Here is a 24,294-nt window from a genome sequence, read left to right on the forward strand (position 1 = left end):
TTTCTCGGAGGATGCCTTTGTACGGTCGTACGAAGGCTTCGAGGCCCGCGATACGGGGAACCCTACGAAGCGGCCGACCGCCAGCAACGATACCGGCACCCGGACCCGCCCCTCACGGGACGGGGGCGCGGGCGGAAGGTAGCGTCTGTGGGGAAGCGCCTGAATACCGAAGAACGCCGCGTTGTCGAGCCGCGCGACGGCTCCGCCACGGCCCTGCCAAGGGCCCTACCAAGGGGAAGACGCACACCTGATGCCGGACCGTAGCCGCCCTTCGTCTCCGCCGCAGGACCCGGAATCCCAGGGACCCGAGTCCCGGGGCCCGGGTGCCCAGGGAACGGGCAAGGACGACGACAACCCCTTCGCGCCGCCGCCGGAGGGGACACCGGACCGGCCGTGGCGGCCGCGCCGCCCCTCGGGCGACTCCGCCCCGGACGGCGACGACTCCGGGGGCGGCGGCCACGGGTCCCCGTGGGGCAGTCAGTGGAGCGACCGCCAGCCCGGCCGCTCGCAGGGCGGGTTCGGCGACCGCCCCCGCCAGCAGAACGGCCCCGGCAAGGAGGACCCCTCCGCGCCGGGCGGCAACGGCGGCGGCATGCGCTGGGACCCGACCGACCCGGCCCAGCGCCGCGCGCGGTACGCGCTGCTCTCCGGCATGTGGGGCTTCTTCTTCGCCCTGTTCGGCTGGCGGTACGTGGCGCTGCTGCTCGGCGCGCTCGCGGCGATGTGGGCGATCCAGTCGCTGCGCGCCAAGCCGCGCAGACCGGACCCGACGGCGCCGACCACACCCTCCGCCTCGACGGCGCCCACTGGGGCGACCACCACGACCGGCTCCGCCGGCCCCTCGGCGCCCGCCACTCCCGCCACTCCTGTGGCGAGCAGCACGCGGCCGCAGACGACGGCTGCGATCAGCGGCCTGGTGACGGGCGCGCTGGCGCTCCTGATGGTGGCCGGGACGTTCACCGCGCAGCTGGTGTACCAGGACTACTACACGTGCGTGGACGACGCGCTGACGAGCGCGTCGAAGCAGTCCTGCGAGGACTTGCTGCCGAAGCAGCTGCGACCGCTGCTGGGCGAACAGGACTGACGTACGCGGGGTCCGGGCGTCCCGGGGTCCGGGCGTCCCGGGGTCCGGGCGTCCCGCGGTCCGGGCGTCCCGGGGTCCGGGCGTCTCCCGGGGTCAGGACGACTCCGGGGGTGGCGTCCGCCGCTCCCAGAGCCGTTCCCCTTCCTCCTTCAGCGCCTGCCAACGGGCTTCGCGGGCGGCTTCGTCGCGCCAGGCGGGGGCGGTGGGAGGGGTCGGGGGCTGCTCAGGCGTGTCCGGTGCGTCAGGTGCGCGAGGTCCGTCCGACGCGCCGGGTGCGTTTGACGCGCCAGGTGCGCCCGCCGCGTCCGGGGCGCCCGGCGCGGTCGGCGCGGTCGGCGCGGTCGGCGCGGTCGGCGCGGTCGGCGCGGTCGGCGCGGTCGGCGCGGTCGGCGCGGTCGGCGCGGTCGGCGCGGTCGGCGCTTGCCGAGGTTCGTCGGCGCTGGCGCTCGTTAGCCTCCCCGCCGACTCGGGCCGCCCCAGCGGTTCGGGGCTCCCGTACGGCTCGGGGCTCCCGTACGGCTCGGGGCTCCCGTACGGCTCGGGGCTCCCGTACGGCTCGGGGCTTGTCGTCGGCCCTGATGTGCCGTCGTGGTCGGCGGCCGTCTGGGCGGCGAGCGCATCTGTCTCAGGTTCGGCCGTAGGCCCGGACCGTGGCCCGCGGGGGCGCGGGAGTCGCAGTGAGGGCAGCGTGAACCACGACAGCCAGGCCCGCCGCTTCCCGTCGGCCGCCTGTTCCCGCTCACCGACCGGCTCCTCTCCCCCGCCGGAGCCAGCCCCCTCCCCGCCGGGGCCGACCTCATCCCCGCCGGAGCCGAGCCCCTCCCCGACGTCAACCCCCTGACCCTGCCCGTCACCGTGCGCCACCCGCTCCGCACAGACCGGCCCCCGCCCCCACAACCGCCCCACCCGACCCAAGAGCCCCCGCTCGCCGCCGCCGCGTACCCGCCCCCTCCGCAGGCGCCACCCCCGCAGGCCAAGTGCCGCGGGCACTCCGAGCAGCAGCGACCAGACCAGCGCGGCCGCTCCCGTCTGCCACCACACCGGGCCGAAGTCGGCCAGCACCGCCACGCCCATCGGGCCGCCCGCCAGGGCCGCGAGGGCCGCCGTCGAGATTCCGCACACCACCGCCGCCAGCGCCGCGCCCGCGGCCGTGCGGCCCCGGGACCACGCCTCGTTCCGGTCGCAGAACGCGGGCGCCGCCTCGTGGACCGTGCACCAGGCGACCGCGAGCCCCGCGCAGACGGGCACCGCCGCGGACGCCCAGGTCAGCGGCGATCCGGACCCCTGCGACGGCAGCGCCGCGAGCAGCGGGAAGGGTGGCAGCAACGGTGCCGAGCCCGCCGCGAGCGGCCCGGCGACGGTTCCCGTGCCGAGTACGAAGCCGGGCCCGAGGCCGTAGGAGGCGCCCCACACCGCGGCGTTCGGCACCAGCGCCAGGGCCAGCAGCAGCACCGCGAGCCGCCCCGACCACACGTCCGTGACCTGCATGAACGACGCCTGAACCGGCCCCGCGTGCAGCACCAGCGACACCGCGACGAGCAGCGCGCCGCCCCCGACGAGGACCCCCGTGGCCGCCGCCCCGGCCCGCACGACGGCCACCGTGAGGCGCCGGGCGAGGAAGCCGCGCACGAGAGCGGCCCGGAGAAAGGCACGTACCCCGCCGGGCAGGGCGGCGAGAGGGCTGCGCAGGAACGCCGGGAGCGGCCCGCGCGGACGCCCGCGCGCCGTCCACACCCCGAGCCCCGCCGCCCCCGCCGCCAGCACCGGCACGTGCACGACCGTACTGATCCAGTCAGGCCGCAGCTCACCACCCGTCGCGTAGAGCGCCGCGGCCACGCCGACCAGCAGATACCCGGCCACCACCCCGGACCACGCTGTACGCGCCGCGTGCCCGCGCTCCTCGGGCGACGCCGCGTCGCGGGCCGCCCGGTGCAGCAGCCAGGCCGGCAGGACGACGAGGAGCAGCGGCGTCACCCCGATCGGTGCGGGCGCGCCCGAGAGCGTGTCCGTCCTGATCAGCTCCGTGCCGTGCGCGAGGAGCCACAGTCCCGCCGCCACGTGCAGCGCCCCGTCGGGCCCGCTGTCCGGGTACGGCGAGCTGATCCACAGCACCATCACCAGCACGGCGAACGACCCGAGCCCCAGGCCCGCGGCGACGGCCCCGCCCAGTACGCAGGTGGCGAGGGCGGGAGAACGGTCGCGGGCCCGTCCGCGCAACGGTTCCACGGGCGGCGACGAAGCGTGGGGATCGGTCGTCTGGGTCACCCGGCCATGCTCCCAACGACACGCGCTTTCTTCCCGTAACAGGCGAATATCGGATGTGTCGCTCAATATACGTTTATGTACTTTTTCGTACGGCAGGTCGGCTCCGCCCGGCAAACCCGCCGTACGTCGGCCCACGGTGCGGAGATTCCGAGATGCCCCAGAGCCCTGCCACGCCTCTGCCGTCCCCCAAGGAACGCCGCAGGCTGCGCGAGGCGAAGTCGCTGAGCCATGCCGATCTCGCGGCGAAGATCGGCGTCACCCGTGAAACGGTCCGCTCCTGGGAAACGGGCCGCACCAACCCGCGCGGCCGCAAGCGCGAGACGTACGCGAAACTCCTGGACGCAAACGCAAACGGGAACGCGGGCCCGGAGGAGCGGCGACGTTCGGCGGAGGAAGCCAAAACAACCTTCGCGAAGACCGTGACCAAGGACGCCAAGCCCCCCACTCCCACGAACACCCCCGCTCCCACCCCCACCCCCACCACACACAGGCACCCCGTCCGGACAAAGCCCACCCCAGGCGGAAAGTCGACTTCACGACCGCAACCGGCAGCCAAGCGCGCGGCGAAGCCGCGGACCCCCGCCCCCCTGGCGTCCGCCGCTCCCGCCGCCAACGGCCACATCCGCCCGCTCCCGGTCCGCGTGACGCGCCCCGAGACCGCCAGGCACCCGGACCTCACCCCCGCCCAGGCCTTCGACGCCCTGTGCGCCCGCTGCGCCCCCGGTCTCGTACGCCAGACGTATCTGCTCACCGGACGGCGCGGCCTCGCCCACGAGTCGGTGGAGCGCGCCTTCCAGCTGGCGTGGCAGCGCTGGCCGGAGGTGGCGATCGACCGGGACCCGGCGGGGTGGGTCCGCGCGGCGGCGTACGAGTACGCGATGTCCCCCTGGCACCGCTTCCGCCCCAGCCAGCGCCACCCGGACGCGCCGCCCGCCCAGCCGGCCGACCGCGCCTTCCTCGACGTGCTCCTGAGCCTGCCGCCCGCGCAGCGCCGCACCCTGATGCTCTACGACGGCATCGGCCTTGACCTGCCCGAGACCGCGGCCGAGACGGAGGCGAGCACGCCCGCCACCGCGAACCGCCTCCTGCACGCCCGCGAGGCCATCGCCGAGCGCCTGCCCGACCTGGCGGACCCCGAGGCGCTCCACCTGCGTCTGGCGGAGGTCGGCAAGGCCGAGAAGCTGAGGCTCCCGAAGGCCGACCGCGTCCGCACCGGCAGCGAGTACCGGGCCCGCTTCTGGACCCGCGCCGCCATCGCGTTCACGGCGCTGATCATCGGAGCGACGGCCCTGACCCTGCGGAACGCCCCCACCCACTACGAACCCCCGCAGGCCCCCGGCCGCGCCATCAGCGGCGTCCCGCCCCGCATGGGCCCGGGCCCCCTCACCTACGAGGACACCACCCTCCGCGAAAAACTCCGAGCGGAACTCCCCAACGGCCAGGAACGCCTGATCCCCCAGGCAAAGTAACCCGCGCCGATCAGTCGCCGACGCACAGTCAGGGGTGCGGGGCGCAGACGCAGCCAGGGACGCGGGGAACTGCGCGCCAAACCCCCACCCACCGGCACAAAAGCCACACGGCACAGCCCCAACCAAGGGGCGCGAGGAACTGCGCGCCAAACCCCCACCCACCCGCACAAGGGCCACGCGACACAGGCCCAGTCAAGGGGCGCGAGGAACTGCGCGACAAGCCCCCACGCACCCGCAGCTGACCAGCCGGCCGAGCCTGCCGGAGAAAGAAAGTGGGCCCGCACCACCCGGTGCGGGCCCACTTTTCAACACTGCTCAACCGACGGACGTCATCCCGCCAGGATCTCGCGAGCCAGCTTCGCCGTCTCGGTCGGCGTCTTGCCGACCTTCACGCCGGCGGCCTCAAGGGCCTCCTTCTTCGCGGCGGCGGTGCCGGAGGAGCCGGAGACGATGGCGCCCGCGTGGCCCATCGTCTTGCCCTCGGGCGCCGTGAAGCCCGCGACGTAGCCGACGACCGGCTTCGTCACGTTCGCCTTGATGAAGTCCGCCGCGCGCTCCTCCGCGTCGCCGCCGATCTCACCGATCATGACGATCAGGTCGGTGTCGGGGTCGGCCTCGAACGCCTCGAGGGCGTCGATGTGCGTCGTACCGATGACCGGGTCGCCACCGATGCCGACGGCCGAGGAGAAGCCGATGTCACGGAGCTCGTACATCATCTGGTACGTCAGCGTGCCGGACTTCGAGACCAGGCCGATGCGGCCCGGCTTCGTGATGTCGCCCGGGATGATGCCGGCGTTCGACTGGCCCGGGGTGATGAGACCGGGGCAGTTCGGGCCGATGATGCGGGTCTTGTTGCCCTTCGACTTCGCGTACGCCCAGAAGGCGGCGGAGTCGTGGACGGCGATGCCCTCGGTGATGACGACCGCGAGGGGGATCTCCGCGTCGATCGCCTCGACGACGGCGGCCTTGGAGAAGGCCGGCGGCACGAAGAGGACGGAGACGTTGGCGCCCGTCTTCTCCATGGCCTCCTTGACGGAGCCGAAGACCGGGACCTCGGTGCCGTCGAAGTCGACGGACTGGCCGGCCTTGCGCGGGTTCACGCCGCCGACGATGTTCGTGCCGTCACCGAGCATGAGCTTGGTGTGCTTCATGCCCGTGGCACCGGTCATGCCCTGGACGATGACCTTGCTGTCCTTGTTGAGGAAGATAGCCATGGCTGTTCTGTCCCTCGTCCCTTACTTCGCGGCCGCGAGCTCGGCGGCCTTGTCGGCCGCGCCGTCCATGGTGTCCACACGCTGCACGAGCGGGTGGTTGGCGTCGCTCAGGATCTTGCGACCCAGCTCCGCGTTGTTGCCGTCGAGGCGCACGACCAGCGGCTTCTCGACCTTCTCACCCTTCGAGGCGAGCAGCTCCAGGGCCTGCACGATGCCGTTGGCGACCTCGTCGCACGCGGTGATGCCACCGAAGACGTTGACGAAGACGGACTTGACGTCCGAGTCGCCGAGGATGATCTCCAGGCCGTTCGCCATGACCTCGGCGGAGGCGCCGCCACCGATGTCGAGGAAGTTGGCGGGCTTCACGCCGCCGTGGTTCTCACCGGCGTACGCGACGACGTCCAGGGTCGACATGACCAGACCGGCACCGTTGCCGATGATGCCGACCTCGCCCTCGAGCTTGACGTAGTTGAGGCCCTTGGCCTTGGCAGCAGCCTCGAGCGGGTTGGCTGCGTCCTTGTCCTCAAGAGCCTCGTGGTCGGCCTGGCGGAAGTCGGCGTTCTCGTCGAGCGAGACCTTGCCGTCCAGGGCCAGGATGCGGCCGTCCTTGGTCTTCACCAGCGGGTTGACCTCGACGAGGAGCGCGTCCTCGGCGACGAAGGTCTCCCACAGGGTCACCATGGCCTCGGCGACGCCCTCGGCCACCTCGGCGGGGAACTTCGCCTGGGCGACGATCTCCCGGGCCTTCTCGATGGTGACGCCCTCGTTGGAGTCGACCGGAACCTTGGCGAGCGCCTCGGGGGTCTTCTCGGCGACCTCCTCGATGTCCATGCCGCCCTGCACCGAGGCCATGGCCAGGAAGGTGCGGTTGGTGCGGTCGAGGAGGTACGAGACGTAGTACTCCGCCTCGATCTCCGGGGACAGCTCGGCGATCATCACCTTGTGGACCGTGTGGCCCTTGATGTCCATGCCGAGGATGTCCGTCGCGCGAGCGACGGCCTCGTCCGGGTTCGCCGCCAGCTTCACGCCGCCGGCCTTGCCGCGGCCACCGACCTTCACCTGTGCCTTGACGACCGACTTGCCGCCAAGGCGTTCGGTGGCCTCGCGCGCCGCCTCAGGCGTGTCGATGACTTCACCGGCCAGCACCGGTACACCGTGCTTGGCGAAGAGGTCCCTCGCCTGGTACTCGAACAGGTCCACGCGCGTCCGTCCCTTTTCCGTGATCTCGCTGCGATCTCGCTGCTTTGGTGTCAGCTGTCTGCGTGGGCGTGCCGCGGAGGGCAACGTGACTGCGCTGTCACAAGGGAGGCGTAGGACGGAGTCCGGTACGCGGCATGTCCGTCTCGCAGGTTATCGCCGCGGGACGTAGGTCCCTAAATCACAGATCACATTTGGGCGGTGATGACGGTCACAGATCACGTGGTCACCGCGGCAAAATCCGCTGCCGCCGTGGTGACCGGGCGGCCTCTGTGTCGTCGGACACCCCTTGTTTGCTCCGGTTGCTCCCGCGATCAGAGGACCGTGTCGGGGTCGGGTATCGGAAGGGGGCGCTTCTCGATCGCCGCGGCCATCACCTCCGGGAAGAGGTCGGGCGTACAGGCGAAGGCCGGCGCGCCCAGGGCGGCGAGCGCCGCCGCGTGCTCGCGGTCGTACGCGGGTGTCCCCTCGTCGGAGAGCGCGAGCAGCGTCACGAACTGCACTCCGGACGCCTTCATCGCCGCGACCCGCTTCAGCATCTCGTCGCGGATGCCTCCCTCGTAGAGGTCACTGATGAGGACCACGACCGTGTCGGCGGGCCGGCTGATCTGCGACTGGCAGTAGGCGAGGGCGCGGTTGATGTCGGTGCCGCCGCCCAGCTGAGTGCCGAAAAGCACGTCCACCGGGTCGTCGAGCTGATCGGTCAGGTCGACGACGTTCGTGTCGAAGACGACGAGCCGGGTGTCGAGCGACCGCATGGACCCGAGCACGGCGCCGAACACCGAGGCGTAGACGACCGACGCGGCCATCGATCCGGACTGGTCGATGCAGAGGACGACCTCCTTCTTCACCGACCGGGACGCCCGCCCGTACCCGATGAGCCGCTCGGGGACGATCGTCCGGTGCTCCGGCAGATAGTTCTTGAGGTTGGCCGCAATCGTGCGGTTCCAGTCGATGTCGTGGTGGCGCGGCCTGCTGACGCGGGCGCTGCGGTCCAGCGCGCCGGTGAGCGTGGAACGGGTCCGCGTCGCCAGTCGCTTCTCCAGGTCCTCGACGACCTTGCGCACGACGGCCCGCGCGGTCTCCTTGGTCGTCTCCGGCATGGCCTTGTTCAGGGAGAGCAGCGTGCCCACGAGGTGCACGTCGGCGTCGACGGCCTCCAGCATCTCCGGCTCCAGGAGGAGCGTGGAGAGCCCCAGGCGGTCGATGGCGTCCCGCTGCATCACCTGCACGACCGACGAGGGGAAGTACGTCCGGATGTCCCCGAGCCAGCGCGCCACGGACGGCGCGGAGCCTCCCAGCCCCGCCGAACGCTCCCGCCGCCCCCGGTCGTCCTTGTCCCCCGCGCCCCCGTACAGCGCCCCAAGAGCGGCATCCATCGCCGCGTCCCGCCCCCCAAGCGCACACCCGGTCCCGTCGCCCCCCTCACCCCCCAGAACGAGCCGCCACCGCCGAACCCGCTCTCCAGACCCACCGCTCCCCTCATCCATCCCGCTCCCGCCCCGGCGCCCGGTCCCGGCGGCAGTCCCGCCCCCGAACCCGTCTGCGCCCCCACCCCCGGCCCCGGCTTCGGCCCCAACTCCGACTCCGACCGCGACTCCACCTTCGACCCCGCCCCCGGTCACGCCAGCTCCGTCAGAAACCGCAGTCACCTCAGTCACTCCAGTCACTTCGGTCACCTCGTTCATCCCGCCACCCCCACGCAGCCGTTGCCAACGACATCTGCTTCTGCTTCTGCTTCTGTTTCCACTTCCGCTTCCGCTTCCACTCCTGCATCTGCCCCGGCGCCAGCCTCCGTCGGCAGCCCCAGAAGCAAGCGGACGATCGGCGCGACGGCGTCCGCGCGCGTGGGGTCGATCGCCGTGCCGAAACCGGGCAGCCCCTCGACCTGCCCGCCCGCACCCCCGATGCCGTCGCCGGCACCGCCCGGCCGACCCGTCGGCCCCCGCCGTACCAACTCCCCCAACGTCCGCCGCACCCCCGGCTCATACGCCGAGAACGTGCGCCGCAGCAACGGCAGTACGTCGGTGAAGGCGCCCTCCGACACCCCGCACAGCCAGTCGTCGACCAGCCCCAGGAGCCGCTCGTCGTGCACGAGGAGCATTCCGCCGCTGGAGCCGCCCCCGACGAACCCCTCGATCCAGGCGGCCCCTTCGGCCGGCGCGCTCCCCCGGGACAGTGCGAGCCCCATGAGGCGGGCTACCTCCTCGTCCCCCAGTTCCCCGCCGTCCAGCAGCAGCCGCACACACCGCCCCCGCACGACCCCGGCGACGGACTCTCGCTCGGCGAGCGCCCTCAGTACGGAATACCACCGGGCGCGGACCCCCTCCGAAGCCCTCGCACCGAACCCCGTACCAGCACCAGCACCCGTGCCCGTACCGGAGCTCGGTCCGAACTCCCCCAGCAGCCCCACCGCCTGATGCACCGCATCGACATGCCGCCGCATCTCCAGAGCCGCGTCCGCGTCCAGCCCCGTGCACGCGGGCGGCAGCCCGACGAAGACCCGCTCGGCGAGCCCGAGAGCGACTTCACCGAGGGCTTCCGTGCCGGTCCCCCGTACGTCCCCGTACCGGAGCGACCGCACCAGCGCGGGAAGCGCCTGCGCGAGGTGCCCGACGTCCGTGTCCAGCGCCGCCCGGTCCACGAGGACGCGCATCACCACCGGCAAGGCATCCGGCAGGTCGGCCAGCAGGCACCGCTCGGCGAGCGCGGTGACGTCCGCGAGCGCCCCCGCGTCCACCGCGTCGGAGGACGCCTTGCCCGTGGCCGTGCCCAGGACCGTCGTCCCCCATACCCCCGCCTCGGCGACCCGCACGGCGAGCTCCGGCTCCCACCGCAGCCGCCAGGTCTCCCGGAACGTGCCCGTGCTCCCCCGGGACGCCGTCGGCTCGCCCCAGGCGACGCCCAGGAGCCGCAGCCGGTGCAGCAGCCTGCTGCGCGCGGCGTCCGTCTCTTTGCGGAGGTCGAGCTCCAACTGCCGCTCCAGCGCCTCCGGTTTCAGCCGCAGCCTGCGCTGCAGCCTGGTGAGGTCGCGCTGCAGCGGAACCGCGGGCGCCGCATCGGGCACCTCGCCCAGCACGTCCCCGACGACGAGCTTGTCGTGCACCAGCGCCAGCGGTACGTCGGAGCCCTCGCACATCACCGCCCGCACCGCGTCCGCCGTCTCGGTGAGCCCGGCGAGCGGCCGCCCCCGCATCGCGGCCAGTGTGTCGGCGAGCCGCACCGCCTCGATGACGTGCGCGGACGAGACGGGCCTGTCCTCGTCGCGCAGGAGCCGGGCGACCTTCGTCATCCAGCGCTCCACGGGCCGGTCGGCCGCTCCGAAGAGGTGGACGTACCAGCCGGGGGAGGTGATCCCCGCCCCGTACCCGCTGGCGCGCGAGAGCCTGCGGTGGGTCCACGGCACCCACGTCATCTCGGCCTTGACCTTGGGCAGCCCCTTGAGGAGGGCTCGGTCGGCGGCCACGGTGGTCCTCTGCCGCAGCGCGGGTACGTGCCAGGCTCCGCAGACCACGGCCACCCGCTCGGGCGCGAACTCCTTCTGCGCGGCCCTCACCTGGATCCGCATGTGCGCCTCGCGCACCAGGTCGCGGACGTGTCCCCCGTCCCCGTAGGCCTCGCGCAGCGCTCCCATCGCCTCGCCCACCGCCTCGAACGGCGCGAACGCGTCATCGGCCGTCCCCCGGTGCTCGACGACGTCCTCCCACCAGCGCTCGGGGTCGTCGTACCCGGCTGTCTCGGCGAGCACGCCGAGAGGATCGACCCGCACACTCCCCTTGCCGCCCCCGTCGCCACCGCGCTCCCCGTCACCGCCCTCGCCCTCGCCCTCCCTGTCGTCCTCGGCGCGGAGGGCGAGCGAGTGCGCTGCCGGGAGGTCGATGAACCGCACCGGCACCCCGTGCCGGAGGGCCCAACGGATGGCGACCCACTCCGGGGAGAAGCCGGCGAGCGGCCAGAACGCCGAGCGGCCCGGCTCGTCCACCACGTGCGCGAGCAGTGCGACCGGCGGCCGCATCCCCTCGTCGGCGGCGAGCTCCACCACGGCGTCGGCCTCCGGCGGTCCCTCCACGAGGACGACGTCCGGCCGCCCCGCGTCGAGCGCGGCCCGCACGGCACGCGCCGATCCGGGACCGTGGTGCCGCACCCCGAGCAGCAGCGGTTCCCTTACGCGCGCCCCCGTCATGCGCTCACCTCGCGGCACGCGCGGTAGAAGTCCTTCCAGCCGTCGCGCTCGCGCACGACCGTCTCCAGATACTCCTGCCAGATGACGCGGTCCGCCGCCGGGTCCCGGACGACGGCGCCGAGGATGCCGGCCGCCACGTCACCGGAGCGCAGCACGCCGTCCCCGAAGTGGGCCGCCAGCGCGAGGCCGTTGGTCACGACGGAGATCGCCTCGGCCGTGGACAAGGTGCCGCTGGGCGACTTCAGCTTCGTACGCCCGTCTGCCGTGACGCCGTCGCGCAGTTCACGGAAGACGGTGACGACACGGCGTATCTCGTCGATGCCCTCGGGACCCGCGGGCAGGTCGAGGGAGCGGCCGATCTGGTCGACGCGGCGCGAGACGATGTCGACCTCGGCCTCGGCGCTCTCCGGCAGCGGCAGGACGACGGTGTTGAAGCGACGGCGCAGGGCGCTCGACAGGTCGTTGACTCCGCGATCGCGGTCGTTGGCCGTCGCGATGAGGTTGAAGCCGCGCACGGCCTGCACCTCCTGCCCCAGCTCCGGGATCGGCAGGGTCTTCTCCGACAGGATCGTGATCAGCGTGTCCTGCACATCGGCGGGGATGCGGGTCAGCTCCTCGACGCGCGCCGTCATGCCCTCCGCCATCGCCCGCATGACGGGGCTGGGCACGAGCGCGTCGCGGCTGGGGCCGTGGGCGAGCAACTGGGCGTAGTTCCAGCCGTACCGGATCGCTTCCTCCGGCGTGCCCGCCGTGCCCTGCACGAGCAGCGTCGAGTCGCCGCTGACGGCGGCCGCCAGATGCTCGGACACCCAGGTCTTGGCGGTGCCGGGCACGCCGAGCAGCAGCAGGGCGCGGTCGGTGGCGAGCGTCGTGACGGCGACCTCGACGATGCGGCGCGGCCCCACGTACTTCGGCGTGATCACCGTGCCGTCGGGCAGGGTACCACCGAGCAGGTAGGTGGCGACGGCCCACGGCGACAGCTTCCACCGCCGCGGCCGCGGCCGGTCGTCCTGCGCGGCGAGCGCGGCGAGTTCGGCGGCGAAGGCATCCTCGGCATGCGGCCTGAGCGCTTCCGCACCGTCTGCGGAACCGGGCGCGGGCGCCGTCGGATTCGCGGTCGCGGACGTCGTCGAGTCGACGGAAACGGTCATGGAGCGATCCCCCTCCAGCTCGTCCGGACGCATCTGGCCCGGAGATGTCTCCACCGTGCACCACGCCACTGACAATCGCCCTCCGAACAGCTCTGACCTGCGTGAACACCCGGGCTCGAACCGATTGTCAGTGGCGGCACCTACCTTCGAGACATGACTCAGCAGGGGGTGCGCTGGACGGCGGATCAGGTGCTGGCACTGGCTCCTGATGCCCCGTCACGCAAGGCGGGCAGCAAACTCGGCGCCGCGGGGCCGTGGTCGGAGGCCGGAAGTACTGGCGAGGGGGCGGTGTGGGGACTGTGCAAGGGCAGTGGCAGCAAGCCGTATCAGACGATCGTCGACATCGCGGACGTCGCGGGCCCGGCGTACAAATGCAGTTGCCCGAGCCGTAAATTCCCGTGCAAGCACGCGTTGGGGCTGCTGCTGGTGTGGGCGGGGACGGACGGCACCGTGCCGGACGGCGGCGAGCCGCCGGCCTGGGCCGAGGAGTGGCTCGCGGCGCGCCGCAAGAGAGCGGACGCCAAGCAGGGTTCGGCTGCCGCGCCCGCCGCATCGGCCGACCCGGAGGCCGCGCGCAAAAGAGCGGAGAAACGGGCCGAGCGCATCACCGCGGGCGCGACGGAGCTGGAGCAGCGCCTGTCCGACCTGCTCCGCGGTGGCACGGCATCGGCGGAGCAGATGGGGTACGGCTTGTGGGAGGAGACGGCGGCCCGCATGGTCGACGCCCAGGCGCCCGGACTGGCCGCGCGCGTGCGTGAGTTGGGGGCCATACCGTCCTCCGGGCCCGGTTGGCCCGTACGGTTCCTGGAGGAGTGCGCGCTGCTCCACCTCCTCGACCAGGGCTGGCTCCACCGCGACCGGCTGCCGGACGGCCTCGCGGCCACGGTCCGCTCCCGAGTCGGCCTGCCCGCACAGGCGGAGGGACCGCCGGTGCGTGACCGCTGGGTGGTCCTCGCCCAGTACGACACGGCGGACAGCCGGCTCACCACGCGCCGCATATGGCTGTACGGCACGGAGTCCGGACGCACCGCGCTCCTCCTTTCGTACAGGGCGGCGGGCCGGGCGCCCGCGCTCGCGCTGCCCGTCGGCCTCGCGCTGGATGCCGAGGTGACCGGGTACACGGGTACGGGGCAACTGCGCGTGGAGCTGGGCGAGCAGTTCACGGCACCGGCGCCCACCGCACAACGGCCACCGGGCGTACGTCCTGAAGAGGCCGCGGCCCGCTACGGCGAGGCGCTTGGGGACGACCCCTGGCTGGAGTCGTGGCCGGTGACGCTCGCGGAGGTGATACCGACCCGTGCGCAAGACCCGCGGGACGCGAGGGATGCACGGGGCACGCGCGACGCACGGGAAACCCGGGACACGGGCTCTTGGCAGCTGGTCGATCCGGCGACCGACTCGGCCCTGCCCCTCGCACCCTCCGCCACATCCCGGCCGGGCCTGTGGCGTCTGATCGCCCTCTCCGGAGGCGCACCTCTGACGGTGTTCGGCGAGTGCGGCCACCGAGGCTTCACCCCACTGGCGGCCTGGCCGAAGGACTCAGGAGAGACGGTGTCGCTGTGCTGAAGAACGCGCCCACCAGCGCCGGCGGTCCGGACGGCCCCAACAGTTCGGCCGGCCCCAGCAGCTCGGCCAGCTCCAGCAGTTCGGCCGGTCCCAGCAGTTCGCTCGGCCCCAGCAGCCCGGACAGTTCCACAAGCCCCACCAACCCAGCTGGTTCCACCAGCCCCACCAGCCCCACCAACCCAGCCGGTTCCACCAGCCCGGCCGCTTCCACCGGCCCTTCCTGGGACGACCTGGTCACAACGGCCCTGCTGGGCACCGAACGCCGCCCGTTGCCGGCCGCTGCGCACGCCCCCGGCAAGGAGGCGCCGATCGCCCTCCTGGACGCGGCGGCACTGCAAACGCTGCGCCGACGGGCGGGTCTGCGCCCGGCCCCGGCCGCCGCGCTGCCCGAGCCCGCGGCGGACGACCCCAGGCCCCCGGTACCCCCGGCGGCCCGGCGACGACTCGCCACGCTGCTCACCGACCAGCCCGGCACCGGCGGCGGACGCAGGGGCGCGGCCCCCGACCTGGTGGAGCTCCTGCCCCAGTGGCTGGCCCTGGCCAACGCGCGGGGTTACGGCGCACCGCCGGAGTTGCTGCCCGCGCTCCTGAACGCGGCGCGGGGCCGCACGGATCTGCGCCCTCAGGCCCTCACCTTCGCGGGTCCCAGAGCCCTCTGGCTGGCCCGCCTGAACCCGGACTGGAAGTTCGCACTCCGGGCCACTCCCGGCGGCGGCGTGACCCTGCCCTCCGCCGACGACGCGCCGAAGGTGCGACGGCTCTGGGAGGAAGGGCTCTTCGCCGAGCGCGTCGCCCTCCTCACCACACTGCGCGCGCATCACGCCGGAGCGACCCTGGACCTGCTCGTGTCCACGTGGTCGACGGAGCGGGCGGAGGACCGCCTGATGTTCCTCGACTCCCTGCGCACGGGACTGTCCGCCGCGGACGAGCCGTTCCTGGAGCGGGCCCTCACCGACCGCAGCCGCAATGTCCGTGCCACCGCGGCGGAGCTGCTTTCCGCGCTCCCCGACTCGGCCCTGGCAGGCAGGATGTCGAGCCGCGCGGCCTCCTGCGTGGCCGTCGACCACACCTCCGACGCACCGACCCTCACCGTGGAGGCGCCGCACGAGTGCGACGCGGGCATGGAACGGGACGGCGTCACTCCGAAGCCCCCCACCGGCCGCGGCGAGCGCTCCTGGTGGCTGGGTCAGCTGGTGGAAGCGGCCCCGCTCGCCACCTGGCAGCCGCGGCTCGGCAACCGCACACCGGCCGAGATCGTGGCGCTCCCGGTGGCCGACGACTGGCGGAGCGAGCTGCACGCCGCATGGTGCCGGGCGGCGGTGCGCCAGCGGGACGTCGCCTGGTCACGTGCCCTGCTCGGCACCCCGGCGTCGCCCGACGCGGCGGGCCCCGGCGCCGTGTCGCTCGCGGAGCGGGCCAAGCTCCTCGCCTCGCTGCCCGCCGCCGAACGGGCGGACTGGGTGGCCGGCTTCATCGCGGCGCACGGCCTGTCGGAGGCGTTCCAACTGCTCGGCGTCTGCGCGGTCCCCTGGGCGGAGCCGTTGGGCCGCGCGGTGGTGGACTCCCTGAACATCGCCCGCGACGCGGGAAGTTACCCCTGGAGCTTCAGCGGCGTGATGGGCCTCGCGGAGCGCTGCCTCGACCCGTCGGAGGCGGTCCGCCTGGAGGCGCTCACCGCGATACCCGACGAGGCGGAGAACGCCTCTCCCGGTGCGGGCGGCTACTGGTCGGAGGCGTTCCAGCGCCTCGTGACCACGCTGCGCCTGCGCGCGGCGATCCGGGACGAACTCCCGCCGCCGTGACGCGAGAACGGAACACGAGGGCGGGACACGAGGCATGACACGAGAACGCGGGTCCCGCAGGTACGGGCGACGTACCTGCGGGGCACGACTCTGCGACCGGAGGAGGTCAGACGGCGGCCTGCCGCACGTTTCCCCGGACCCACTCCACGATCGACGTGGTGGTGGCCCCGGGCGTGAAGATCTCCGCGACGCCCTTCTCCTTGAGCGGCGCGATGTCCGCCTCGGGGATGATGCCGCCGCCGAACACCTTGATGTCCTCCGCGTCCCGCTCCTTCAGAAGCTCCAGCACGCGCGCGAACAGTGTGTTGTGCGCCCCCGACAGGATGGAGAGGCCGATCGCATCGGCGTCCTCCTGGATCGCGGTGTCCACGACCTGCTCGGGCGTCTGGTGCAGCCCGGTGTAGATGACCTCCATACCGGCGTCACGCAACGCCCGCGCGATCACCTTGGCCCCGCGATCGTGCCCGTCGAGCCCCGGCTTCGCGACGACCACGCGGATCGGCCCGGCTGCCACACCCATCACTGCCTCCATGTACCGACGTCCGTACCGACAACAGTCTGTCCCGGCACAGATACCCCGCACCGCACCGGCCGGGGAAGTGAACGAACGTTATCCCCAGCATCGCGCAAGCGGCAGTTTCACGGTGGAGAGCGAGGGGGAAATCACACGTGGGACACGTTCGCTGCGCGCCGTCCGTTGCTCAGGGGTTCACGCTCCGCATCCGGATCAGGCGCGAGGGGAGCCGCAACGAGACGTCGGGCCACCGCGCCGGCAGCCGCACGGCGTGGTGACACCGCACATCGGCGATGCAACGGGGGCACGGGGCCGCCACAGAGGGGTGGCCGGGATCGCCATTCGCACCTGCCGTCTCCTCGGCCACGACTCCCCCTAGGGCACACGGGGGACAGAGGCGTCCTTCCGTGCGCCAATCGGGAGGTCGACGATGCCGCTCACCGGGGCCCGCCCCTTTCGCCCGCTCGGCTCACTGCTGCCGAGAGTCCTCGGCCTCTCCCCACACCGGTCACTCCCCTCACGCCCACCCCTCCCCGCCCTGACGGCCCTCTTTCCGCTCCCCGCGCTCCCGTCCAAGATGGCCGGCCTCTCCATGGCCCTCCTGAAGGCGACGGCCCTGGAGTTGACGATCCTCGCGGGCCACCTCCTCCTCTACCCCTCCGGCATGGCCCAGGAGCGCAGGCAGACCCCCGTCCAGCCACCCCCGGGCGCACCCCGCCTCCCCTCGGACGGCAGGCCTCCGGTTCTCCTGCTGCACGGCTTCATCGACAACCGCTCCGTGTTCGTGCTGCTCCGCCGCGCCCTGTCCCAGCACGGCGGCCGCCGCGTCGAGTCCCTCAACTACTCCCCGCTGACGTGTGACATCAGGGGCGCCGCCGAACTGCTCGGCCGTCACATCGAGGAGCTCTGCGAGCGCACGGGACACGCCCGGGTCGACGTGGTCGGTCACAGTCTCGGCGGGCTGATCGCCCGCTACTACGCACAGCGGCTCGGCGGCGACACCCGCATCCGCACCCTGGTCACGCTCGGCACGCCGCACGCGGGCACCCGCGTGGTGCCGCTCGCGAACGCGCACCCGATCGTCCGGCAGATGCGTCCGGGCTCCGACGTGATCGAGGAACTCAAGGAACCGGCGCCCGGCTGCCGCACGCAGTTCGTGAGTTTCTGGAGCGATCTGGACCAGATCATGGATCCGCTGGAGACGGCCTGCGTCGACCACCCCGACCTGACCGCGCAGAACGTCCGGGTCACCGGCATCGGTCACCTCGCGCTGCCGGTGCACCCCGCAGTCGCGAACGGAATCCGGCAGGCCCTCGACCTCGCGAACCCGGGGACCGATGCCAAGAGCGCACCGGGCGGACTGACGGTCGCCTGACCGTCCCCATGTTCGAACGGATCTCGAACGCAAAGCCAAGGTCCTGTTCGCAGACCGCCGAAAGGCGGCCGAATGCCCGTTTCCTGCGAGCACGAAACCTGGGGAAGATTGTCGCGCCCGTATACCGCCGGGTACAGTCGCCGCACTGCTCTGCCCCTGCTGCCGAGGCGAAAGAGAAGTTGGTGAACGACCGTCACCCGTCGGGGAGCTCGATGCCCCCGTCCTCGGCACCCGGCGCCGACTACGCGCACTACGCGACGTACGACGAACAGAGTGCCCAGCACAACGGCTACGGCCACGACACCTATTCCACCGGCAGCTTCGACACCGGAACGTTCGCGACCGACCCCCTCTTCGGCGACATGCCGGGCAACGGGCACGACACCGGCCAGCACGACACAGGCCAGTGGGCGACCACAACGGGCCCCCAGCAGACGGCCACTTACGACGCGTACGCGGAGCAGTACTACGCCGCCACGTACGACGGCAGCTACGACACCGCCTCGATGTGGTCGACCGGCGGATACCAGCAGGTCACCGGCATCCCCGCCCAGCACGGGCCGGAGTCGACGGGCCAGTGGGACACCGCCGCCTGGCACCAGGCCCCGCAGGACGACCCGCAGAGCGGCCAGTGGGACACGCAGACCTTCGACACCGGTGCGTACGACGCGACGGCCTGGAACTCGGCCGGTGACACCGACGAGTCACACCAGACGCACGACGCACCCGACTTGCCCGGCGCGCCCGTCCCGCACGACGCGGCGCAGGCGTACGAGACCGATGGCGACGCCGCGTACGGGACCACGGACGCCGAGGCCGACTCCCTCGGCGCCGCGCCCCGTTCCTCCCGCGGGAGGAACGGCGGGCCCGCGGCGGGCGGCCGGTCCAGGACCCGTCGCCGTACCCCCGCCAAGCGCTCCGCGCTCTTCACCGTCGCCGTGCCCTCCGCCTGCGTGATGGGGGTCGCCGGAGTGGCGGCCGCGTCCGTGGGGAACTTCGGCGGGGACGACACGAAGGACTCGACGACGACGGCAGCGGCCCCGGACGCCACGTCCGTGCAGCCCTCCGCCGCCAACAACAAGCTGGACACGCAGCTGGCGAACCTCTCCGCGGACGCGGGCGACTTCGCCGACCGCGCCAGCCGCACGCAGGAGCGCATCGACCTCAAGGCGGAGAAGGTGGCCGCCGAGAAGAAGGCGGCGGCAGAAGCCGCGCGCAAGGAGCGGCTGCGCCCCAAGTTCGCCCTGCCGGTGAAGCAGCACGGGCTCAGCGCGCAGTTCGGCCAGGCGGGCGTCAACTGGATGTCCGCGCACTCCGGAATCGACTTCCCGGTGTCGTACGGCACCGAGGTCCTCGCCGCGACCGACGGCACCGTGTCGACCAAGTGGAACAGCGCCTACGGCAACATGGCGATCGTCACCGCCAAGGACGGCACCGAGACGTGGTACTGCCACCTCTCCACGCACAAGATCTCCAGCGGCCCCGTGAAGGCGGGCGAGACCATCGCCTTCTCCGGGAACTCCGGCAACTCCACTGGTCCGCACCTGCACTTCGAGGTGCGGCCCGCCGGCGGCTCGGCGATCGACCCGCTGCCGTGGCTCCGCAGCCACGGCCTCGACCCGACGTAACGTAACTCCGGCCGCCGACGCCCGCCTTAGAGCTTCTCCACCGGCGCGTACCGCAGCAGGAGGCGCTTCGGCTTGGGCTCGCCGAAGTCCACCGTCGCCTCGGCGTTCGCGCCCGTCCCCTTCACACCGACCACGGTCCCGAGACCGAACTGGTCGTGCGTGACGCGGTCGCCGACGGCCAGCGACACGACCGGCTTCTCCGATGCGCGCCGCGTCGCGAAGCCCTGCGCACCGCCGGTACGCGAGCGCGACGAGGAAAGCGACGAGGCGATTCCCGCGGTGGGTCCGGACGTGGCAGGCGCACCGACGGAGCCGGTCCGCTTCCAGTCCAGGTGCGTGTCCGGGATCTCCTCGAGGAAGCGGGACGGCGGGTTGTACGACGGCGTGCCCCAGGCACTGCGCATGGACGACCGGGTGAGGTAGAGCCGTTCACGCGCGCGGGTGATGCCCACGTACGCGAGGCGACGCTCCTCCTCCAGCTCCTTGACCTGCCCGAGGGAGCGCATGTGCGGGAACACGCCGTCCTCCATGCCGGTCAGGAACACCACGGGGAATTCGAGGCCCTTGGCGGTGTGCAGGGTCATGAGCGTGATGACTCCGGAGCCGTCGTCCTCCTCGTCGGGGATCTGGTCGGAGTCGGCGACCAGGGCGACGCGCTCAAGGAAGTCGGAGAGCGTGCCGGCCGGGGCGGCGGCTCCGCCGGCCTCGCCCTCGCCTTCACCCTCGCCCGCATCGGCCCCGCCCTCCGCGTCGTCCGCGGTCTGGCCGGTGTCCGCGGTCTGGCCGGTGTCCGCTGCCCGGTTGTTGTCCTGCTCGAACTCCAGCGCCACGGCGGCGAGCTCCTGGAGGTTCTCGATGCGGGTCTCGTCCTGCGGGTCGGTCGAGGCCTGCAGCTCGGCCAGGTAGCCGGTCCGTTCGAGCACGGCCTCCAGGACGACGGCCGGGCCGGCGCCCGACTCGACGACGGTCCGCAACTCCTCCATCAGCGTGTTGAAACGCTTGACGGCGTTGGTGGAGCGGGCCGCCATTCCGTACGCCTCGTCGACGCGGCGCAGCGCCTGCGGGAAGGAGATCTTCTCGCGCTGCGCGAGCGCGTCGACCATGGCCTCGGCGCGGTCGCCGATGCCCCTCTTCGGCACGTTGAGGATGCGGCGCAGCGGCACCGCGTCCTCGGGGTTGGCGAGAACGCGCAGGTAGGCCAGCACATCGCGGACCTCCTTGCGCTCGTAGAAGCGGACGCCGCCGACCACCTTGTAGGGCAGGCCGACGCGGATGAAGATCTCTTCGAAGACACGGGACTGGGCGTTCGTCCGGTAGAAGATCGCCACGTCGCCGGCCTTCGCGTCGCCCGCGTCGGTGAGGCGGTCGATCTCGTCGGCGACGAACTGCGCCTCGTCGTGCTCGGTGTCGGCGACGTACCCGGTGATGCGTGCGCCCTCGCCCTGGTTGGTCCACAGGTTCTTGGGGCGGCGGCTCTCGTTCCGCTCGATGACCGCGTTGGCGGCGGTGAGGATCGTCTGGGTGGAGCGGTAGTTCTGCTCCAGGAGGATCGTCGTCGCGTCCGTGTAGTCCTCCTCGAACTGGAGGATGTTGCGGATCGTGGCGCCGCGGAAGGCGTAGATGGACTGGTCCGCGTCACCCACCACGCACAGCTCCGCGGGGTCGTCGCCCTCGCCTCCCGAGGGGCCGACCAGCTCGCGCACCAGCGCGTACTGCGCGTGGTTCGTGTCCTGGTACTCGTCGACCATGACGTGCCGGAAGCGGCGCCTGTAGTGCTCGGCGACGTCCGGGAAGGCGCGCAGCAGGTGGACCGTCGTCATGATCAGGTCGTCGAAGTCCAGCGCGTTCGCCTCGCGGAGGCGCGACTGGTACATGGCGTAGGCCTGGGCGAGGGTCTTCTCGAAGCCGTCGGCGGCCTGACCCGCGAAGTCCTCTTCGTCGATCAGCTCGTTCTTCAGGTTCGAGATCTTGGCGCTGAACGACTTCGGCGGGAACTTCTTCGGGTCGAGGTCCAGGTCGCGGCAGACCAGGGCCATGAGCCGCTTGGAGTCGGCGGCGTCGTAGATCGAGAAGGAGGACGTGAAGCCCAGCTTCTTGTACTCCCTGCGGAGGATGCGGACGCAGGCGCTGTGGAAGGTCGACACCCACATCGCGTTCGCCCGGGGGCCGACGAGCTGCTCGACGCGCTCCTTCATCTCGCCCGCGGCCTTGTTCGTGAAGGTGATCGCGAGGATCTGGCCGGGGTGCACGCCGCGCTCGGCGAGCAGGTGCGCGATGCGGTGGGTCAGCACGCGGGTCTTGCCGGATCCGGCGCCGGCGACGATGAGCAGCGGGGAGCCCGCGTGCACGACGGCCGCGCGCTGGTTCTCGTTCAGCCCGTCGAGGAGCGTCGCCGGGTTGATGACCGGGCGCGGGGCGCCGTCGCGGTAGTGCGTGTCCCGGGACATGGGCGCGTCGAACTTCCCGTCGAACAGATCGTCCGGAATGGGCTCCGGAGCGCTGTCCTCGGGCGGCGGCGGGGGCGCTTCGTCCGTGGCCCGGGAAGGCTGCAGGTCCGCCAGGAAGCTGTCATCAAAGAGGCTGCTCATCGCCTCCCGAGTCTAGGCGGCCCCACTGACAACCCGCTGCGGGTTCCGGACAGACCGACCCGCGTCACGCCTCGCCCATGGACGATCACACTCCGCCATGTCCGCTCGCGCGCCGCGTACGCCCGCGCAAAGTAACGAAAATGTATCGGGCATATCGAACATCAACCTTCACAGGCACCACACGAGTTGGCTAGCGTGCCCGGCGGGCCACTCGTCCCCCACCGGCGAACCCCGCCGGGAACGGGCGGCCTCCGCCGAGTCCGACGTGTTCGGAGCCGGGGACCCACCGAAAACTTGGGGTGAGTCGGTCCCGTACTTCGTACGGGACTGTAGGGCAGCCTTCCGAACCATCCGCCCGAACCCGACAGCTAACCCGGTAGGCGGTCTACGGAAGGAGTCGCCTCCTTGGCGTCGCACCGCAAGCCGCGGAACCGGACAGCCGGCATTCGTACGGCCCCCGCCATCGGCATCACGACGGCAGCCCTCACCTCCGTCGCCCTCCTGTCGCAGAGCGCGCAGGCCGCGCCCTCGGCGCCGGCCAAACCCAGCCTAGAAGAGGTGCAGAAGAAGGTCGACGAGCTCTACCAGCAGGCGGGTGTCGCCACCCAGAAGTACAACTCCGCCAAGGAGCGCACCGAGAAGCAGCGCAAGAAGGTGGACCGGCTGCTGGACGACGTGGCCAAGCGCACGGACAAGCTGAACGACGCACGCCAGGAGCTCGGCTCGTTCGCCGCGGCGCAGTACCGCACGGGCGCCGTCTCCGAGACGGCCACGATGATGCTCGCCAACGACCCGCAGGGCTACTTCGACCAGAACCACCTGGCGGACCGCCTGACCACGCGCCAGAAGAAGGCGGTCGACGCCTACGAAGTGGAGCAGGCGTCGGCGACGAAGCAGCGCACGAAGGCGGCGAAGAGCCTGGAGACGCTGACCGACTCGCGGGACGAGCTCAGGACGAGCAAGAAGACCGTCCAGAAGAAGCTGGGGGACGCCCGCGAGCTCCTTTCGAAGCTGACCGCCGAAGAGAAGGCGCGGCTAGCGGAGATCGAGCGGAAGAAGAAGCAGGAGGCCAAGCGCAAGGCCGAGAAGCTGGCCCGGGAGCAGGCCGCCGAGGCGGAGCGCAAGCGCAAGGAGGAGGCGGCCCAGCGGGAGAAGGAGCGCGAGGGGGGCCAGGACTCCGGTTCGGGCTCCGACACAGGCTCGGGTTCCGGTTCGGGCTCGGGTTCCGGTTCCGGTTCGGGCTCCGGGAGCTCCGACGGCAGCTATGCCACCAAGGCCGCGAAGGTCATCGACTTCGCGGAGGCCCAGATCGGCAAGCCGTACGTCTGGGGCGCCACCGGCCCCGACTCCTACGACTGCTCCGGGCTGACGCAGGACGCGTGGAAGGCCGCCGGGATCTCCCTGCCGCGCACCACGTGGGACCAGGTGAAGGTCGGCACGACGGTGAAGACCGCCGACGCGAAACCGGGTGACCTGGTGTTCTTCTACGACGACATCAGCCACGTCGGGATCTACATCGGCAACGGCAAGATGATCCACGCCCCGAAGCCGGGTGCGAACGTCCGCGTCGAGTCGATCTACTACATGCCGATCCACAGCGTGGTCCGCCCCGCCTGACGAGACGGCGCCCCTCTTACGCGCGCGTGGCCCGCATCCTTCCCGGATGCGGGCCACGCGCGCGTAGAGGCAGGAAAACTCAGGTCCACAGCACCGCGATGAAGATGTTCGCCGTGGTCAGCAGGCCGACCGCACCGAACATGCCCTTGTCGACCTTCTCCTCGTCACGCTTTACGTAGACCAGCGCGAGGATCACGATCAGCACGGCCAGCTTGATGCCGATCTTGACGTTGTTGACGGTGTGATCGTCCGCCTGGTTGAGGCCCACCAGGGCCACGCCGGTGACGAGCATGGTCAGCGCGCCGTGCAGCATCGCAGGGCTGAAGCGGGCTGTGCCCTGGCCCATCTGCTTCATCTGGGTCAGGAAACCGCCCAGGAGCGAGGCGATGCCGATGATGTGCAGGCCGACGAAGAGATGGATGAGTACGTCCATGAGTCCGGAGCCTAGCCGGGGCCCCCACCCCACCCGTCGGGCGCCCCCATAGCACCACCCCGCCTCCAGGCACGTAGGAAACGCGCCATCGGTCACACCCGCGCACGAAACGGCCGCCACCCCATGAGGCACTCGGTCACGGTCCGCCGCTGTTCCGCCCTCTTCCGTCATTTGCGCACAATCCATCACCAACCCGTGACGGCCAGGT

At 72.0% G+C, this 24,294-nt stretch carries 16 protein-coding genes and 1 riboswitch; of the genes, 7 read left to right on the forward strand and 9 right to left on the reverse strand.

Annotated elements, in window-relative coordinates; translation table 11 throughout:
- Positions 1 to 250 precede the first annotated feature (250 nt).
- Positions 251 to 1,084 carry a hypothetical protein gene (locus tag DEJ48_RS15335; protein ID WP_223832057.1) on the forward strand — a complete coding sequence of 278 codons (834 nt, stop codon included), beginning with the start codon at positions 251 to 253 and terminating at the stop codon, positions 1,082 to 1,084.
- A gap of 93 nt (positions 1,085 to 1,177) precedes the next feature.
- Here DEJ48_RS15335 and DEJ48_RS40960 read toward each other — a convergent pair whose 3' ends face one another.
- On the reverse strand, positions 1,178 to 3,349 hold the full coding sequence (locus DEJ48_RS40960) for a DUF6350 family protein (protein ID WP_411757459.1): 2,172 nt from the start codon (positions 3,347 to 3,349) through the stop codon (positions 1,178 to 1,180).
- A 152-nt stretch (positions 3,350 to 3,501) separates the two neighbouring features.
- On the opposite strand from DEJ48_RS40960, the gene DEJ48_RS15345 reads away from it, so the two are divergent.
- Positions 3,502 to 4,818, forward strand: coding sequence for a helix-turn-helix domain-containing protein (locus DEJ48_RS15345; protein ID WP_150216658.1), 1,317 nt, complete (start codon positions 3,502 to 3,504; stop codon positions 4,816 to 4,818).
- A gap of 329 nt (positions 4,819 to 5,147) precedes the next feature.
- On the opposite strand, the gene sucD is transcribed toward DEJ48_RS15345, so the two are convergent.
- The 5 genes from sucD to DEJ48_RS15370 all read right to left on the reverse strand — a co-directional run bounded on the left by sucD (position 5,148) and on the right by DEJ48_RS15370 (position 12,563).
- Entirely contained in the window at positions 5,148 to 6,032 is an 885-nt protein-coding gene (gene sucD / locus DEJ48_RS15350; RefSeq protein ID WP_150216659.1) for a succinate--CoA ligase subunit alpha, read from the reverse strand.
- Between the two features lie 21 nt (positions 6,033 to 6,053).
- Positions 6,054 to 7,232, reverse strand: coding sequence for an ADP-forming succinate--CoA ligase subunit beta (gene sucC, locus DEJ48_RS15355; RefSeq protein WP_150216660.1), 1,179 nt, complete (start codon positions 7,230 to 7,232; stop codon positions 6,054 to 6,056).
- 311 nt (positions 7,233 to 7,543) lie between these two features.
- The gene (locus tag DEJ48_RS15360) at positions 7,544 to 8,719 is read right to left on the reverse strand and encodes a VWA domain-containing protein (protein ID WP_150216661.1); all 1,176 of its coding nucleotides are present in this window, start codon (positions 8,717 to 8,719) and stop codon (positions 7,544 to 7,546) included.
- A gap of 194 nt (positions 8,720 to 8,913) precedes the next feature.
- The gene (locus DEJ48_RS15365) at positions 8,914 to 11,412 is read right to left on the reverse strand and encodes a DUF5682 family protein (RefSeq protein WP_150216662.1); all 2,499 of its coding nucleotides are present in this window, start codon (positions 11,410 to 11,412) and stop codon (positions 8,914 to 8,916) included.
- Positions 11,409 to 12,563, reverse strand: coding sequence for an ATP-binding protein (locus DEJ48_RS15370; RefSeq protein ID WP_150216663.1), 1,155 nt, complete (start codon positions 12,561 to 12,563; stop codon positions 11,409 to 11,411). Before DEJ48_RS15370 ends, DEJ48_RS15365 begins: the two co-directional genes overlap by 4 nt.
- Positions 12,564 to 12,716: 153 nt before the next feature.
- Between DEJ48_RS15370 and DEJ48_RS15375 the strand changes: the two genes are divergently transcribed.
- A complete protein-coding gene (locus DEJ48_RS15375) occupies positions 12,717 to 14,129 on the forward strand; it encodes an SWIM zinc finger domain-containing protein (protein ID WP_150216664.1) in 1,413 nt (470 codons plus the stop codon).
- A 230-nt stretch (positions 14,130 to 14,359) separates the two neighbouring features.
- Positions 14,360 to 15,931, forward strand: coding sequence for a DUF5691 domain-containing protein (locus DEJ48_RS15380; protein WP_150221202.1), 1,572 nt, complete (start codon positions 14,360 to 14,362; stop codon positions 15,929 to 15,931).
- A 106-nt stretch (positions 15,932 to 16,037) separates the two neighbouring features.
- On the opposite strand, the gene DEJ48_RS15385 is transcribed toward DEJ48_RS15380, so the two are convergent.
- Positions 16,038 to 16,451 carry a cobalamin B12-binding domain-containing protein gene (locus DEJ48_RS15385; protein WP_055569378.1) on the reverse strand — a complete coding sequence of 138 codons (414 nt, stop codon included), beginning with the start codon at positions 16,449 to 16,451 and terminating at the stop codon, positions 16,038 to 16,040.
- A 571-nt stretch (positions 16,452 to 17,022) separates the two neighbouring features.
- Here DEJ48_RS15385 and DEJ48_RS15390 point away from each other — a divergent pair.
- Positions 17,023 to 17,820, forward strand: coding sequence for an esterase/lipase family protein (locus DEJ48_RS15390; protein WP_223832481.1), 798 nt, complete (start codon positions 17,023 to 17,025; stop codon positions 17,818 to 17,820).
- A gap of 182 nt (positions 17,821 to 18,002) precedes the next feature.
- Positions 18,003 to 19,448 (forward strand): M23 family metallopeptidase, encoded by a 1,446-nt coding sequence (locus DEJ48_RS15395; RefSeq protein WP_150216666.1) that lies wholly within the window; start codon positions 18,003 to 18,005, stop codon positions 19,446 to 19,448.
- 26 nt (positions 19,449 to 19,474) lie between these two features.
- Here DEJ48_RS15395 and DEJ48_RS15400 read toward each other — a convergent pair whose 3' ends face one another.
- Entirely contained in the window at positions 19,475 to 22,036 is a 2,562-nt protein-coding gene (locus DEJ48_RS15400) for an ATP-dependent DNA helicase (protein WP_150216667.1), read from the reverse strand.
- A 242-nt stretch (positions 22,037 to 22,278) separates the two neighbouring features.
- A riboswitch (cyclic di-AMP (ydaO/yuaA leader) is annotated at positions 22,279 to 22,435 on the forward strand.
- Positions 22,436 to 22,441: 6 nt separating this feature from the next.
- Here DEJ48_RS15400 and DEJ48_RS15405 point away from each other — a divergent pair.
- Positions 22,442 to 23,653, forward strand: a complete 1,212-nt coding sequence (locus tag DEJ48_RS15405) for a C40 family peptidase (protein ID WP_150216668.1) — start codon at positions 22,442 to 22,444, stop codon at positions 23,651 to 23,653.
- Between the two features lie 79 nt (positions 23,654 to 23,732).
- On the opposite strand, the gene DEJ48_RS15410 is transcribed toward DEJ48_RS15405, so the two are convergent.
- Positions 23,733 to 24,086: a hypothetical protein gene (locus DEJ48_RS15410; protein ID WP_150185796.1), complete on the reverse strand. Its 354-nt coding sequence runs from the start codon at positions 24,084 to 24,086 to the stop codon at positions 23,733 to 23,735.
- Between the last annotated feature and the right edge of the window lie 208 nt (positions 24,087 to 24,294).

The sequence above is a fragment of the Streptomyces venezuelae genome (assembly GCF_008642315.1).
Taxonomy (GTDB): domain Bacteria; phylum Actinomycetota; class Actinomycetes; order Streptomycetales; family Streptomycetaceae; genus Streptomyces; species Streptomyces venezuelae_D.

Coding starts and splice junctions, on each gene's coding strand:
- DEJ48_RS15400 (WP_150216667.1), bottom strand. CDS start 22,036: ATGAGCAGCCTCTTTGATGACAGCTTCCTGGCGGACCTGCAGCCTTCC.
- DEJ48_RS15370 (WP_150216663.1), bottom strand. CDS start 12,563: ATGACCGTTTCCGTCGACTCGACGACGTCCGCGACCGCGAATCCGACG.
- DEJ48_RS15345 (WP_150216658.1), top strand. CDS start 3,502: ATGCCCCAGAGCCCTGCCACGCCTCTGCCGTCCCCCAAGGAACGCCGC.
- DEJ48_RS15335 (WP_223832057.1), top strand. CDS start 251: ATGCCGGACCGTAGCCGCCCTTCGTCTCCGCCGCAGGACCCGGAATCC.
- DEJ48_RS15410 (WP_150185796.1), bottom strand. CDS start 24,086: ATGGACGTACTCATCCATCTCTTCGTCGGCCTGCACATCATCGGCATC.
- DEJ48_RS15385 (WP_055569378.1), bottom strand. CDS start 16,451: ATGGGTGTGGCAGCCGGGCCGATCCGCGTGGTCGTCGCGAAGCCGGGG.
- DEJ48_RS15375 (WP_150216664.1), top strand. CDS start 12,717: ATGACTCAGCAGGGGGTGCGCTGGACGGCGGATCAGGTGCTGGCACTG.
- sucD (WP_150216659.1), bottom strand. CDS start 6,032: ATGGCTATCTTCCTCAACAAGGACAGCAAGGTCATCGTCCAGGGCATG.
- DEJ48_RS15390 (WP_223832481.1), top strand. CDS start 17,023: ATGGCCGGCCTCTCCATGGCCCTCCTGAAGGCGACGGCCCTGGAGTTG.
- DEJ48_RS15360 (WP_150216661.1), bottom strand. CDS start 8,719: ATGGATGAGGGGAGCGGTGGGTCTGGAGAGCGGGTTCGGCGGTGGCGG.
- DEJ48_RS15365 (WP_150216662.1), bottom strand. CDS start 11,412: ATGACGGGGGCGCGCGTAAGGGAACCGCTGCTGCTCGGGGTGCGGCAC.